Source organism: Achromobacter sp. GbtcB20 (assembly GCF_019091095.1).
Classification (GTDB): Bacteria; Pseudomonadota; Gammaproteobacteria; order Burkholderiales; family Burkholderiaceae_B; genus Achromobacter; species Achromobacter mucicolens.
In genome coordinates this window covers 47,803-60,766 of sequence record NZ_JAGXJZ010000004.1, presented here as the reverse complement: position 1 = coordinate 60,766, position 12,964 = coordinate 47,803, and the positions used below count along the sequence as shown (strand labels likewise).

Here is a 12,964-nt window from a genome sequence, read left to right as displayed (position 1 = left end):
GATGAGCAGCACTACGCAAACCCTGGGCGCCGACCTCGCCCCGCCCGGCGCGCAAAGCGGCGCCTGGGCCTGGATGCGGTCGCGCCTGTTCTCCTCGCCGCTCAACATCCTGATCACTGTGCTGCTGGCATGGTGCCTCTTGATGGCGCTGCCGGCGCTGGTGGAATGGGCCTTCATCAAGGCCAGTTTTGACGCCACCAATGCGCAGGAATGCCGCGCGGCCGGCGGCGCGTGCTGGGCGTTCATCATCGAGAAGCACCGCCTCATCCTGTTCGGCACCTATCCGTTCGACGAGCAATGGCGGCCGCTGATCGCTACCGGTATCCTGATCGCGGTGATCGTGGCAAGCGGCATGCGCCGTTTCTGGAACGGCAAGCTGGCGCTCATCTGGACGCTGGGCCTGGCGGCCGTCGCCGTGCTGATGTGGGGTGGCGTGTTTGGCCTGACCTACGTCGAAAACGCCCGCTGGGGCGGCCTGCCGCTGACCCTGATCCTGGCCACCTTCGGCATCGCCTTCGCGTTTCCGGTCGGCGTGCTGCTGGCATTGGGCCGCCGGTCCAAGATGCCGGCGATCAAGGCGCTGTGCGTCGTGTACATCGAGCTGATCCGCGGCGTGCCGCTCATCAGCCTGCTGTTCATGTCGTCGGTCATGCTGCCGCTTTTTCTGCCGGAAGGCTTCACCATCGACAAGCTGTTGCGCGCGCAGATCGCGATCATCATGTTCGCCGCGGCCTACATCGCGGAAACGGTGCGCGGCGGCCTGCAGGCCATTCCGAAGGGCCAGTACGAAGGCGCGGATTCGCTGGGCCTGAACTACTGGCAGCAGATGCGCAAGATCATCCTGCCGCAGGCGCTCAAGATCGTGATCCCGCCGCTGGTGGGCATCTTCATCAGCCTGTTCAAGGACACGTCGCTGGTCGTCATCATTGGCATTTTCGACCTGACGCTGGCGGCCAAGGCGGCCCTGTCCGACGCGGCATGGCGAGGTTTCGGGGTGGAGGCCTATCTCTTCATCTCGCTCATCTACTTCGTCTTCTGCTATTCCATGTCCAAATACAGCCGCGCGCTCGAGCAGCGCCTGGCCACCGGGCACGCCCGGTAAATCCGAAGGAGGACAGGCATGTCCGATGCCATCATTCGTCTGCATGACGTGAACAAGTGGTACGGCCAGTTCCACGTGCTGCGCAACATCAACCTGAACGTCGCCCAGGGCGAGCGCATCGTGGTGTGCGGCCCGTCGGGCTCGGGCAAGTCCACGATGATCCGCTGCATCAACCGGCTGGAAGAGCACCAGAAGGGCCAGATCATCGTCGACGGCACCGAGCTGACCAGCGATCTGAAGCACATCGAGACCATCCGCCGCGAGGTCGGCATGGTGTTCCAGCACTTCAACCTGTTCCCGCACCTGACCGTGCTGGAAAACCTGACGCTGGGGCCTATGTGGGTGCTCAAGCAGTCGCGCGCCCAGGCCGAGGCCACCGCCATGAAGTATCTGGAGCGCGTGCGCATCCCGGATCAGGCCGCCAAGTTCCCCGGCCAGCTCTCGGGCGGCCAGCAGCAGCGCGTGGCGATCGCGCGCTCGCTATGCATGAACCCGAAGGTCATGCTGTTTGACGAGCCCACGTCGGCGCTGGACCCGGAAATGGTCAAGGAAGTGCTGGACGTGATGGTGACGCTGGCGCAGGAGAGCGGCATGACGATGATCTGCGTGACGCACGAGATGGGCTTTGCGCGCAAGGTTGCCAACCGCGTCATCTTCATGGACCGCGGCGAGATCATCGAAGAGAACAACCCCGACGACTTCTTCGATCATCCGCAGAGCGAGCGGACCAAGCTGTTCCTGAGTCAGATCCTGCACTGAGGCGACGGATAGTCGCTCCGTCAGATCCTCAAGCCGCCTTCATCAGGCGGCTTTTTCGTGGACGTGCGCCGGGCGCGATCAGAAGCGGTGGCGCATGCCCACCGCGTACTGGGACTGATGCCAGGACGGATCGTCCCAGGCGCCGCGCATGTAGCCGTAGATGGCGTACACGTTGGTGCGCTTGGACAGGTCGTAGACGTAGCCCGCCGAATAGATCTGCTGGGTATGCGTGGCGCCATCGCGCTCGAGCGACCCGCCGCCCGGCAGGCTGCCCTGCCACGACGCCATCACGGTGCTCGCACCATTGCGCCAGGCAGCGCCCGCCATCACGCCGTGCACCGTGCTGCCCGGGAAGTACACCCGCTGACCGGGTGACTGTACCGCCGGGATGGTTGAGCCGTTGCGCATCACCGACCAGCCGGCATAAAGCGTGAACGCATCCACCGTGGCGCGGCCGGCCAGCGTGTAGGCGTAGGGCCGGCGGTCGGCGCCTGCCCGGGTCATGGCGGCCGATTGCGCCGTGCCGTCCGCCCAGCTTGCGCCTTCGTAGGTGGCGGCGATCGAATAGCCCGGCTGGTCGAACACCACGGCGGCGCTGTATAGCTTGTTGGTGGACGCGGTCTGGAACCCGCCCCCGCCGTCGTAGTCCAGGCTGGCATCGACGCCCGCGCGCAGCCCGCCGACAGAGGGGCTCCAGTAGGCCACCATGTTGTCTGCGCGATTGGCGTTGTACGGCAGCAGCGCGGTCTGCGCGCCGGTGATCAGGTAGGACGCCAGGAACGCATCGTAGTCGGCCAGCGTGGCCGACGACACAGAGGTCTGCCGGCCAAGCCGAAGATCGCCAAAACCGCCGGACACGCCCATCCACGCCGCACGCCCGAACAGGCGCCTGCCCTGCGCCGAGTTGCCGTTGTTGGCAAGAAAGCCGCTTTCAAGCTGGAAGTTGGCCCGCAGGCCATTGCCCAGGTCTTCGCTGCCGCGCAGGCCCCAGCGCGATCCGGACTGCACGCCGGACTGCATGTTGATGGCCGTGCCGCGCTCCTGCGTGGAAAAGCCCGCGATGCTCAGGTCCACGACGCCATACAGCGTCACGGCGTTCTGCTGGGCGTGCGCAGCCCACGGCGCCATCAATGCCACGATGCCTGCGGCCCACTTGCGTACCGCCATCGCCGGCCTCACAGGTACTTGAGCCAGGCGATATCGCGGCGCGCCGCCTTCAAGCGTCCGAACCAGCGCACGGGCCAGAACAGCGCCACCGCCAGCAGGATCGAGATCAGCCACACCGCGCCCACGCCGTCCACGCCAAAGTACTTGCCCTGGTTCAGGCCCCAGATGGCTTCGCCGCCCAGATACAGCGCCTTGAGCACATACAGGTGCAGCAGATAGAAGAACATGGGCGCGGCGCCGAAGACGCAAAGCGCGCGGACCCACGCCGCCGACTGCGCGCGCTCGATCAGCACCAGCAGGCACAGTCCCAGGCCCAGCGTCAGCAGCAGGAACATCAGCGACGGCGGGTACTTGGTGATGTTCAGGAAGCTCATGGCGGTATGCAGCGCGTCGTCCTGCATCGACCATTTCTGCGACTGCCCATACCCGTTGATTGCCCGCAGGACCACGAAACCCGCCACGGCCGCCAGCCCCGCCGCCCACAAACGGCGCTGACGAACGGCCGCATCGGCGCCCGGCTGGAACCACGGTCCCGCGGCATAGCCCAGCGCAATCACGCCGATCCACGGCAGCAACGGGTACGACGTGCGCAGGCGCAGCGTGTCGCTTACCTCGATCCAGCCGCGGTCATGCAGCACCGCCCACGGCACGTGCAGGGCGTGACCTGCCGCGAAGTGAACGGCATCGAGCGCGTTATGGCCGGCAACCAGCGCCACGCCGGTCAACACCAGCGCCCAGCGCGGCAGCCACAGCAAGGCCGCCAGCGACAACATGGACAGGCCGATCACCCAGATCACCTGCAGGTACACAACGGCGGGCGGAAACTGAAAGGTCCACGCGAAGTTCACGACGATGACTTCGAGCGCAATGAGAAACGCGCCCCGCTTGGCCAGAAACGCCGCGGTGGCGCTTCGGTTGCCGGCCTTGGCGCCATACAGCCAGGCCGACAGGCCCGTCAGAAAGACGAACACCGGCGCGCACAGATGCGCAAGCAGGCGCGAGAAGAACAGGTCGGGCGGCGTGGCCGATACATCCATCGGGTCGCCGACCTGGTGGTGCAGGAAGAAGGTCTCGCGCACGTGGTCGAGCAGCATGATGACGATGACCAGGCCGCGTAGCGCGTCGATGGAGCGCAGCCGGGCGGCCGCGGGTTGGGAAATGAAAGAAGTCATGGGGAATGCGGAACTCGCGGCAACGCGCGGCGGGCGAAAAAAGCCAGAATAGTAATGTAATAACATTACTATTCCAAGACTTTTTGTCCCTGTTTGACGCGCTGGCGTGTTGCCCGCTCCCTCGCGCAGGCCGGCGCCGCCGTTTAGCGGGCCGGGGTGGGTGCGGGTCCTGCCAAGTCCACGCGGAACTGGCTACCTTGCCCGGGCCGCGAATGCAGCGACACGCGCCAGCCCTGGTGCTCGCAGATGCGTTGGACGAGCGACAACCCCAGCCCCAGGTTGCCATCGTCAGGCTGTCCGCCGCGCACGAATGGCTGGAAGAGCGACGCCTGCCGTTCCACGGGAATTCCCGGACCGTCGTCCTTGACTTGCACGAAATCAGGCCCCGCCGTGATGGCGACGCGTGCCTGCGGCCCGGCATATTGCAGCGAATTGCGGATCAGATTGGACAGCACGGCGCGCAAGAGCGGCGCCGGAAACAGCAAGGCGGGCTCGTCGCCGCCGGCGGTCTCCAGCGTCAACTGCATGCCGCGCCGCTGCGCCACGGGCGACCAGGCTGCCAATTGGCCGCGCGCAGTATCCGCGGCGCTTTCGCGCGGAAACAGGCCGGCGGCATCTCCCCCGCGCGCCAGCATCAGATACGTGTCCAGCCGTTCACCCATGTCGGCGGCGGCCGCTTCGATGCGCGCCAGCCGCGCCCGGCCCGCCGCGTCCAGACCATGTTCTTCGCGCAGCAGTTCGCACGAACTGGAAATCACCATCAGCGGCGTGCGCAACTCATGCCCCACATCGGCGGTAAAGAGCTGCTCGCGCCGCAGCGCCTGCTCAAGCTGGTTATAGGTCGAGTCGAACGCGGCCGCGAGCTGGCCGATCTCGTCCGGCGGATAGTCTTCGGCCAGCCGGGTCTGCGGCGGCTGCGCGCCGCGTGTGTTGACCTGCGCGGCCAGCCGCGCAAGCGGGCGCAGCAGGCGGCGGGTGGCCACGATGCCCAGCACGAACGCCAGCGCCAGACTGGCCGCCAGCCCCGTCACCGCGGTCAGGTGCGAGGCCGACTGGTTCTGCTCGTACTCGGTGTAGTCGCGCAGCAGCATATAGCGCTGTCCGTCCAGGTCGTCGACCATCACGTGCCACACGCGGCCATTGCGCGCGATCTTGTGAAAGCCCGGCGCCAGCGGACGCAGCCAGTCGGGAAACGCCGCACCGCCTGGATCGCCATAAAAGAACCGGTTCGGCCGGCCCGGGTCGATGCCGGCCAGGAAATCGCCCCGCACGCGCTCCACCGCCATGCCCATGTCGATGCGTTGCAGGTGGGCCTCCAGCTTGCCCACGCTCCAGACCGACAGCCAGGTCAACAGTCCCGCCACCAGCAGCGCCAGCGCAAGGTAAGTCAGCACGAGGTGGCGGGCCAGCCCGCGCCGCACCGGGCGTGCGCCGCGGCTAGCCATCGCTGGGGGGCCGCAACTGGTAGCCGATGCCATGCACGGTGTGCAGCAGCGGCGTGTCGTAGGGCTTGTCGACCACGTGGCGGATCTGGTGGATGTGGGTGCGCAGGCTGTCGCTGTCGGGCGGGGAGTCGCGCCACAGCGCCTCTTCGAGCCGGGTGCGATGGACCACCGCCGGACTGGCGCGCATCAGCAAGGTCAGCAATTGCAGCGGCGACGGAGGCAGGCGCAGCGCCTGACCCGCGCGCGCCAGCGCCAGGGTGCCGGTATCCAGCGTCAGGTCGCCCACGCGCAGGATTCGGGACGCGCCCGCCCCGCTGGCGCGATGCAGCAGCGCCTTGACCCGTGCCGCCAGTTCGGCCAGCGCGAATGGCTTGACGAGGTAATCGTCGGCACCCGCGTCGAATCCCGTCAGGCGGTTGTCCAGCGTGTCGCGCGCGGTGACCATGATGACGGGCGTGTTGCACGCCGCCTCGGTGCGCAACCGGCGGCAAAGCGCGTAACCGTCCAGCCGCGGCAGCATCAGGTCCAGCACGATCAGGTCGAATTCGCCCGTGGCCGCCATCGCATAGCCGCGCTGGCCATCCTCGGCGCAATCCACGATGTAGCCGCGGCGCGTCAGGTGATGCGTGATATTGGCAAGAATGTCGGGGTCGTCTTCGATGACGAGAACGCGCATGGCGAGACAGCTCGGAGAACAACAATCAATCTCACATTGTAGAGGCCGAGGCGTGGGATGCCGGGCATCGGATGCCGGGTGTGCAGCGCCTGCACCACAGGCTCGGCGCGTCTTAACGAATTCTTGAGACAGGTTGTCGGACACTGCCCGGCGATAAGAATGGTTCGCGTTACCCGCAACGCGCGGCCAATGCCCCATAAGGATTCGCCATGCGCCCGATTGCCCTCTTCCGTGCGGCCGTGACCGCCGCCGCCCTGTTCTGCGCCCTGCCCGCCTCCCATGCACGCGAGGTCACCGACCTGGCCGGCCGCGTCGTGACGGTGCCCGACCACCCGCGGCGCATTCTGCTGGGTGAAGGCCGCTTTGTCTTCGCGATGGCGCTGCTGGACCGGCACGATCCCGTCGCGCGCGTGGTCGGCTGGCAAGGCGAGCTCAAGCAGCAGGATCCCTATTCCTGGAACCAGCTCGTCAAGCGCTTCCCGCAAGCGGCCCAGGTTCCCTTGATCGGCAAGACGTCGGAAGCCAGCGTCAGCCCGGAGAAAATCGTTTCGCTGCGGCCCGACGTGGCGATCTTCAGCGTCAGCGGCCACGGTCCGGGCCGCAACAATCCCATGATTCCCGCGCTGCAGGAAGCCGGCATCCCGATCGTGTTCATCGATTTCCGCCAGCACCCGGTACGCAACACGGTGCCCAGCCTGCGCATCCTGGGCCAAGCCCTCGACCGGCAAGCGCAGGCCGAGGCCTACATCGCGTTCTACGAAGATCGCCTGGCCCGCGTGCGCAAGGTGGTGGACGCGGTGCCGCAGGCGCAGCGGCCGCGCGTCTTCGTGGAAATGCTGGCGGGCGTGTGGCCCGCGTGCTGCCACACCACCGGCAACGGCAGCTTTGGCGACCTGCTGGAAGCAGCCGGTGGCGTCAATGTGGCCGCGCCCGTGCTGCCCGGCGCCATCGGCGACGTCAGCCTGGAATTTGTCATCGACGCCAAGCCCGACGTCTACATCGCCACGGGCAGCCGGTCGGAGCCGGGCCGTCCAGGCCTCTTGGCCGGGCCCGGCGCAGATCCCAAGGTCTCTGCCGGCAGCCTGTCCACGCTGCTGGCCCGCGACGGCATCCGCGACCTGGATGCTGTTACGCAACATCGCGCCTTTGGCATCTGGCACGCCTTCTACAACTCGCCCTACAACATCGCCGCCATCGAGGCGATGGCCAAGTGGCTCTACCCCGAGCGCGCGGCGGCGCTGGATCCGCAAGGCACGCTGGACACGCTTTACGGCCAGTTCCTGGACCTGGACAGCACGGGCGCCTTCTGGACGACCCCGGCCGCGCCTGCGAAGTAGACCGACATGACCGATATTGTCACAGCGACGCCACTACGCACGGCTTCCGTCCCCGGCGACCCCATCGCCACGTATCGGCGCGCGGTGCGCAAGCGCCTCTTGTTGACCGCCGCGCTGGTGCTGGCCATCGTGGCCAGCCTGCTGGCCGACATCGCGAGCGGACCCGCATCGCTGTCCCTGCCTGAGTTGCTACGCACGCTGCTGCACCCCGATGTGTCGGACACCGGCACGCGCGTCATCGTCTGGCAGTTCCGGTTGCCCTATGCGCTGATGGCGCTGCTGGTCGGCGTTGCGTTGGGCCTGGGCGGCGCCGAGATGCAGACCATGCTGGACAACCCGCTCGCCAGCCCCTACACGCTGGGCGTCTCGGCCGCGGCAGCGTTCGGCGCGTCGCTTGCCATCACGCTGGATTGGCATCTGCCGGCGCTGCCGGCCGGCATGACGGTGTCCGTATCGGCCTTCGCCTGCACGCTGCTCTCGGTGCTGGTGCTGGAGCGCGTGGCGCGCTGGCGTGGCGGATCGACACTGGGCGTGGTGCTCTTTGGCATCGCGCTGGTGTATTCGTTTCAGGCGCTGGTGATGCTGCTGCAGTTCGTCGCCAGCGAAGAGGCCTTGCAAGGCATCGTGTTCTGGACCATGGGCAGCCTTGCGCGCGCCAACTGGACAACGGTCGGCGTCATGGCGGCGGCCCTGTCGCTCGCCATCCCGTTTTCGATGCGCGACGCCTGGAAGCTCACCGCGGTGCGCCTGGGCGAGGAACGCGCGGCCAGCTTCGGCATCGACGTCAAGCGCCTGCGCCTGGTCAGCCTGCTGCGCGTCAGCGCGCTGGCGGCGCTGGCCGTGTCGTTCGTGGGCACGATCGGCTTCGTCGGCCTGGTTGCGCCGCACATCGCGCGGCTGCTGCTGGGCGAAGACCATCGCTATTACCTGCCGGGCAGCGCCCTGGCCGGCGCGCTGATCCTGTCGCTTGCGTCCGTCGCCTCCAAGACCGTGCTGCCCGGCGCGCTCATTCCCGTGGGCATCGTCACGTCGCTGGTCGGCATTCCCTTCTTTCTCACCATCGTCGTGCGGGCGCTCAAGCGCGCCTGACGGCACCCATCGCACAAGGAGACACCCCGATGAAATTCCGCCTGACGCTGACCCTCGCGGCCCTGATGATCGCCGGCACGGCCCATGCCGCGCCCGCCGAGTGCAGCATCGACGTCGAAGGCCGGCCCGGCAAGCAGTTCGGCCCTGACCACATCGTCGTGCCGGCAAGCTGCCAGGAATTCACCGTGCGGCTCATTCACACGGGCAAGAACAGCAAGGAAAAGGCCGGCCACAACTGGGTGCTGACCAAGACCGGGGACATCGACGCCGTCATGGCGGACGGCATCCAGGCGGGCGCGAACAACGACTTCCTGAAGCCGGGAGACGCCCGCATCCTGGCCAAGACGCCGATGCTGGGCGGCGGCGAGACGGCCACCGTCACCTTCCCCGTCAGCCGCCTGCGCGCCGGCCAGTCATACACCTACTACTGCTCGTTCCCGGCGCACGCGCAGCACATGCGCGGCACGCTGGTGCTGCAACCCTGACGATGACGCAGCTACGCCTCCAGGCGCTGTCCGCGGGCTACGGCGGGCGGCCGGTGCTACGCCACGCCAGCGCCGGCCCCATGGCCGAAGGCGCCGTCACCGCGCTGTTGGGCCCCAACGGCAGCGGCAAGTCCACGCTTCTCAAGACGCTGGCGGGCCTGCATCCGGTGATGGACGGTGCCCTCTTGCTGGGCGGCGAGGACCTGGCGCAGGCCAGCGCCGCCCGCCGCGCCGAATGCGCGATGTACATGCCGCAGGCCCTGCCCAAGGGGGTGCACATGACCGTCTTCGAATCGGTGCTGGTGGCGGCGCGTTCCGGAAGGCACGGGCAACCCGGGCACGCGCTGATGGAGGACGCCATGGCGGTCATCACCGAGCTGGGCATTGCGCACCTGGCCAGCCGCCATCTGGACGAACTGTCAGGCGGACAGAAGCAGCTTGCCTCGCTGGCCCAGGCGCTGGTGCGGCGCCCGCGCCTCTTGCTGCTCGACGAACCGCTGTCCGCGCTGGATCTGAATTATCAGTTCCACGTGATGGACGTGCTGCGCCGCCAGACGCGCCTGCACCGTCTCATTACGCTGGTGGTGCTGCACGACCTGAACATCGCGCTGCGCCACGCGGACCATGCGTTGCTGCTGCACGCGGGCGCGATCGAGGCCGAAGGGCTGCCAGGCGATGTGGTAACGCCCGACACGCTGCGCCGCGTATACCGGGTGCGGGCACGCGTGGAGCATTGTCCGCAGGGACAGGCGCAGATCCATGTCGACGGGCTGGCCGAACGCTGAACCGGACCGGCGCGGCTTCAGCGGTATATATTCACCCCTCCCGCCATCCTCTGAGTCCGCCCATGACGAGCCGCCGCGCCCTCGTGTTTCTGCTCAGCCTGCTGGCCGCGCCCTCGGGCGCCGCGGTGGTCTATGACAATCACGGCCTTGTCGTCGACGTGGCAACCGGCAGCCGCAGCGACTGGAATACCGGTCAGGGCCAGACGACGCGCGCCACCACCATCACGTTCCAGGGCAAAAGCCTGTGCGGCGCGGACGTCGGCGCCCTGCTCTTTCCGGGTAGCAATGCGCCGCAAGCCCGCGCGTTCTTCTGCCCCGGTCCCGTCGCCATTCTGGAAACCGACGCGGTGCTGGCATTCTTCACCAGTTCCAGCGCCAGCACCGTGCTCGCGCATCTGCAAGTGGTCAACGGCGCGCTGCGCGTGCAGCGTCTACCCATCTCCGGCAAGCCAGACCGCGACCGGATCCACGGCACGCGGTTCGAGGACTCCCGCCTGCTCGGATGGACGCGCGTGAATTCCGCCTGGAACGAAACCGTGATGATCCGGCACGCGCCGCTCAAGGCCAAGAACCTCGGCCCGGGCAAGCTGCTGGATGTGGCGGGCGATGTGGCCTACCTGGCTATCCCTCCGGGCCGCGACGTCGTCGTGCTGCAACCGGCCACGCACGTCAAGGACGCCCACGGTTACCTGCAATACGTGCCGGAAGTCAGCAAGTTCGTGGATACGCCCCTGGCGTTTCGCGCGGTGCGCCTGAGCGACGGGCGTGAGCTGGCCCGCCTGGATTTCAAGGACACGTGCGTGGGCCTGCCTGCGCTGCAATTCGAACGGCCCGGCGCGAAGGCCGCTTCCGGCTCGTCGCCGGTCATCGCATTCGACGACGTGCCCGCATGGCGCGCAAACGCGCTGGAACTGACCCAGGCGCAGGGCCGCGCGACGCTGCGTTTGAAGCCGGGCGTGGCATTGCCGCGCAAGGCCGGTTGCAACGCTAGCTAAACGCCCGGCCGCTCACTCAGATCAGGAACTGGCGGTAGGCCTCGTTCCCCGTTTCCTCGGCGTGCGCATAACCCAGTTGCCGCAGGAACGCATCCAGCGCCGCATCGTCGGCCACCGGTGCCTGGATGCCCACCAGCGCCGAGCTGAAGTCCGTGCCCTGGTTGCGGTAATGGAACAGGCTGATGTTCCAGTTGGGCGCCATCGCCGACAGAAACTTCATCAGCGCGCCCGGGCGCTCGGGAAATTCAAAGCGGAACAGCCGTTCGCCGCCTGCCAGCGGCGAGCGTCCGCCAACCATGTAGCGGATGTGCTGCTTGGAGACTTCGTTGTTCGTCAGGTCGGTGGCCGAGAAGCCCTCGGCTTGCAACGCCGCCAGAATGTCGGCCGAATCACCGCGGCGCGCGATCTGCACGCTGACGAAGATGTGCGCGGTGCGCGCGTCGGCGATGCGGTAGTTGAATTCGGTCACGCTACGTTGCCCGATCACCTTGCAAAAGCGCCGGAAACTGCCGCGTTCCTCGGGGATGGTCACCGCGAACACCGCCTCGCGCGCCTCGCCCACCTCGGCGCGGTCCGCCACGAACCGCATGCGGTCAAAGTTCATGTTGGCGCCTGAAGTAATCGCCACCAGCGATTGCCCGCGAGCGCCTTCGCGCTCGACGTATTTTTTCAGCCCCGCCACCGCCAGCGCACCCGCTGGCTCCAGCACGCTGCGCGTGTCCAGGAAAACGTCCTTGATGGCCGCGCATACCGAATCGGTGTCGACCAGGATCACCTCGTCCAGATGCTCGCGGCACAGGCGGAACGTCTCTTCGCCCACCAGCTTGACGGCCGTGCCATCCGAAAACAGGCCCACGTCGGCCAGGATGACGCGTTCGCCCACGCGCAGCGACTGCGCCATCGCGCAAGAGTCCTCTGTCTGGACGCCGATGACCTTCACGCCGGGATGCACCGCCTTCACGTAGGTCGATACGCCCGCTGCCAGGCTGCCGCCGCCGATCGGCACGAAGATGGCGTGCAGCGGTTCGGGGTGCTGGCGCAGGATCTCCATTCCCACCGTGCCCTGACCGGCGATCACATACGGATCGTCGAACGCGGGGACGAACGTCAGTCCCTGTTCCTGCGCCAGCATCTGGGCATGGGCGTAGGCGTCGCTATACGAATCGCCGGCCTGCACCACGGTGACGGTCGGACCGCCGTGGGCGCGCACGGCGTCCACCTTCACTTGCGGTGCGGTCTGCGGCACCACGATGATGGCCCGCACGCCCAGCTTGGCCGCCGAAATGGCGACGCCCTGCGCATGGTTGCCGGCCGACGCGGTGATCACGCCGCGCTCCAGCGCCGCCCGCGGCGTGTTGCGCATCTTGTTATAGGCGCCGCGCACCTTGAACGAAAAAACCGGCTGGTTGTCTTCGCGCTTGTAGTGGACAGTGTTGCCGAGCCGGGCGGACAGGCCGCGCGCCAGGTCCAGTTCGGTTTCCCGGGCAATGTCATAGACCCGGGCGGTCAGGATCTGCCGCAGGTACTCCATGGGCGTGGCAGCGCCAGCCTGGAATTCCGAGGGTGCGTTGGGGGGGGTAGCGGACATGGTTTCTCTGCTTGGGTAGGCTTGCCCGGCAGAGGCGGCCACAAAAAACCCGCCTCGTGGGGCGGGTGGCTGTGACTGTTGCGGTCGCGCGCTAACCCACCATTCCAGGAATGATGGTAATAATCAGCGAAATGCGGACGGCGCGGAAATTCATGGGCGCTACTTTCCTCTCATCGCGGCGCTTTGTCAAACGTGATAGTTGGGCTCGATTTGCATCGCATTGGCCGCCGCGCGCGATCCGTCCCTGAAACCTTGGGCATATGCATATTGCGTCGCCATCATGAAATGGAACCATTTCCCGGCGCAATGCGTAGCACGGTATTACAATGGAAAGTTCGTGGCGGTCGCACCTTCCAAGGCGGAC

12 protein-coding genes are annotated in these 12,964 nt (G+C 67.0%); 7 read left to right on the top strand and 5 right to left on the bottom strand.

Annotated features, from left to right (window positions below; genetic code table 11):
* Window position 1: 1 nt before the first annotated feature.
* Complete coding sequence (locus tag KVT32_RS07675) at window positions 2-1,102, top strand: amino acid ABC transporter permease (protein ID WP_056318045.1); 1,101 nt, start codon at window positions 2-4, stop codon at window positions 1,100-1,102.
* Between the two features lie 18 nt (window positions 1,103-1,120).
* Window positions 1,121-1,861, top strand: a complete 741-nt coding sequence (locus KVT32_RS07670; RefSeq protein WP_152384507.1) for an amino acid ABC transporter ATP-binding protein — start codon at window positions 1,121-1,123, stop codon at window positions 1,859-1,861.
* A 78-nt stretch (window positions 1,862-1,939) separates the two neighbouring features.
* On the opposite strand, the gene KVT32_RS07665 is transcribed toward KVT32_RS07670, so the two are convergent.
* The 4 genes from KVT32_RS07665 to KVT32_RS07650 form a co-directional block, all read right to left on the bottom strand.
* Window positions 1,940-3,028 (bottom strand): porin, encoded by a 1,089-nt coding sequence (locus tag KVT32_RS07665; protein WP_175155531.1) that lies wholly within the window; start codon window positions 3,026-3,028, stop codon window positions 1,940-1,942.
* A gap of 8 nt (window positions 3,029-3,036) precedes the next feature.
* Window positions 3,037-4,200: a DUF1624 domain-containing protein gene (locus KVT32_RS07660; RefSeq protein ID WP_152384509.1), complete on the bottom strand. Its 1,164-nt coding sequence runs from the start codon at window positions 4,198-4,200 to the stop codon at window positions 3,037-3,039.
* Between the two features lie 143 nt (window positions 4,201-4,343).
* Window positions 4,344-5,645, bottom strand: coding sequence for a HAMP domain-containing sensor histidine kinase (locus KVT32_RS07655; protein WP_217617950.1), 1,302 nt, complete (start codon window positions 5,643-5,645; stop codon window positions 4,344-4,346).
* Entirely contained in the window at window positions 5,638-6,321 is a 684-nt protein-coding gene (locus tag KVT32_RS07650; protein ID WP_152384511.1) for a response regulator transcription factor, read from the bottom strand. Before KVT32_RS07650 ends, KVT32_RS07655 begins: the two co-directional genes overlap by 8 nt.
* A 209-nt stretch (window positions 6,322-6,530) precedes the next feature.
* Here KVT32_RS07650 and KVT32_RS07645 point away from each other — a divergent pair, with 209 nt between their 5' ends.
* From KVT32_RS07645 to KVT32_RS07625, 5 genes are all read left to right on the top strand, one after another.
* A complete protein-coding gene (locus KVT32_RS07645) occupies window positions 6,531-7,658 on the top strand; it encodes an ABC transporter substrate-binding protein (protein ID WP_152384512.1) in 1,128 nt (375 codons plus the stop codon).
* Window positions 7,659-7,664: 6 nt separating this feature from the next.
* Window positions 7,665-8,747, top strand: coding sequence for an iron ABC transporter permease (locus KVT32_RS07640; protein WP_175155533.1), 1,083 nt, complete (start codon window positions 7,665-7,667; stop codon window positions 8,745-8,747).
* A gap of 29 nt (window positions 8,748-8,776) precedes the next feature.
* Window positions 8,777-9,232, top strand: a complete 456-nt coding sequence (azu, locus tag KVT32_RS07635) for an azurin (RefSeq protein WP_175155534.1) — start codon at window positions 8,777-8,779, stop codon at window positions 9,230-9,232.
* A 2-nt stretch (window positions 9,233-9,234) separates the two neighbouring features.
* Window positions 9,235-10,017 carry an ABC transporter ATP-binding protein gene (locus tag KVT32_RS07630; protein ID WP_062839404.1) on the top strand — a complete coding sequence of 261 codons (783 nt, stop codon included), beginning with the start codon at window positions 9,235-9,237 and terminating at the stop codon, window positions 10,015-10,017.
* A 62-nt stretch (window positions 10,018-10,079) separates the two neighbouring features.
* Window positions 10,080-11,012, top strand: a complete 933-nt coding sequence (locus KVT32_RS07625) for a hypothetical protein (protein ID WP_217617949.1) — start codon at window positions 10,080-10,082, stop codon at window positions 11,010-11,012.
* A 16-nt stretch (window positions 11,013-11,028) separates the two neighbouring features.
* Here the strand turns inward: KVT32_RS07625 and ilvA are convergent, their stop codons facing one another.
* Entirely contained in the window at window positions 11,029-12,600 is a 1,572-nt protein-coding gene (gene ilvA, locus KVT32_RS07620; protein WP_217617948.1) for a threonine ammonia-lyase, biosynthetic, read from the bottom strand.
* Window positions 12,601-12,964 lie beyond the last annotated feature (364 nt).

Coding starts and splice junctions, on each gene's coding strand:
- KVT32_RS07675 (WP_056318045.1), top strand. CDS start 2: ATGAGCAGCACTACGCAAACCCTGGGCGCCGACCTCGCCCCGCCCGGC.
- KVT32_RS07670 (WP_152384507.1), top strand. CDS start 1,121: ATGTCCGATGCCATCATTCGTCTGCATGACGTGAACAAGTGGTACGGC.
- KVT32_RS07665 (WP_175155531.1), bottom strand. CDS start 3,028: ATGGCGGTACGCAAGTGGGCCGCAGGCATCGTGGCATTGATGGCGCCG.
- KVT32_RS07660 (WP_152384509.1), bottom strand. CDS start 4,200: ATGACTTCTTTCATTTCCCAACCCGCGGCCGCCCGGCTGCGCTCCATC.
- KVT32_RS07655 (WP_217617950.1), bottom strand. CDS start 5,645: ATGGCTAGCCGCGGCGCACGCCCGGTGCGGCGCGGGCTGGCCCGCCAC.
- KVT32_RS07650 (WP_152384511.1), bottom strand. CDS start 6,321: ATGCGCGTTCTCGTCATCGAAGACGACCCCGACATTCTTGCCAATATC.
- KVT32_RS07645 (WP_152384512.1), top strand. CDS start 6,531: ATGCGCCCGATTGCCCTCTTCCGTGCGGCCGTGACCGCCGCCGCCCTG.
- KVT32_RS07640 (WP_175155533.1), top strand. CDS start 7,665: ATGACCGATATTGTCACAGCGACGCCACTACGCACGGCTTCCGTCCCC.
- azu (WP_175155534.1), top strand. CDS start 8,777: ATGAAATTCCGCCTGACGCTGACCCTCGCGGCCCTGATGATCGCCGGC.
- KVT32_RS07630 (WP_062839404.1), top strand. CDS start 9,235: ATGACGCAGCTACGCCTCCAGGCGCTGTCCGCGGGCTACGGCGGGCGG.
- KVT32_RS07625 (WP_217617949.1), top strand. CDS start 10,080: ATGACGAGCCGCCGCGCCCTCGTGTTTCTGCTCAGCCTGCTGGCCGCG.
- ilvA (WP_217617948.1), bottom strand. CDS start 12,600: ATGTCCGCTACCCCCCCCAACGCACCCTCGGAATTCCAGGCTGGCGCT.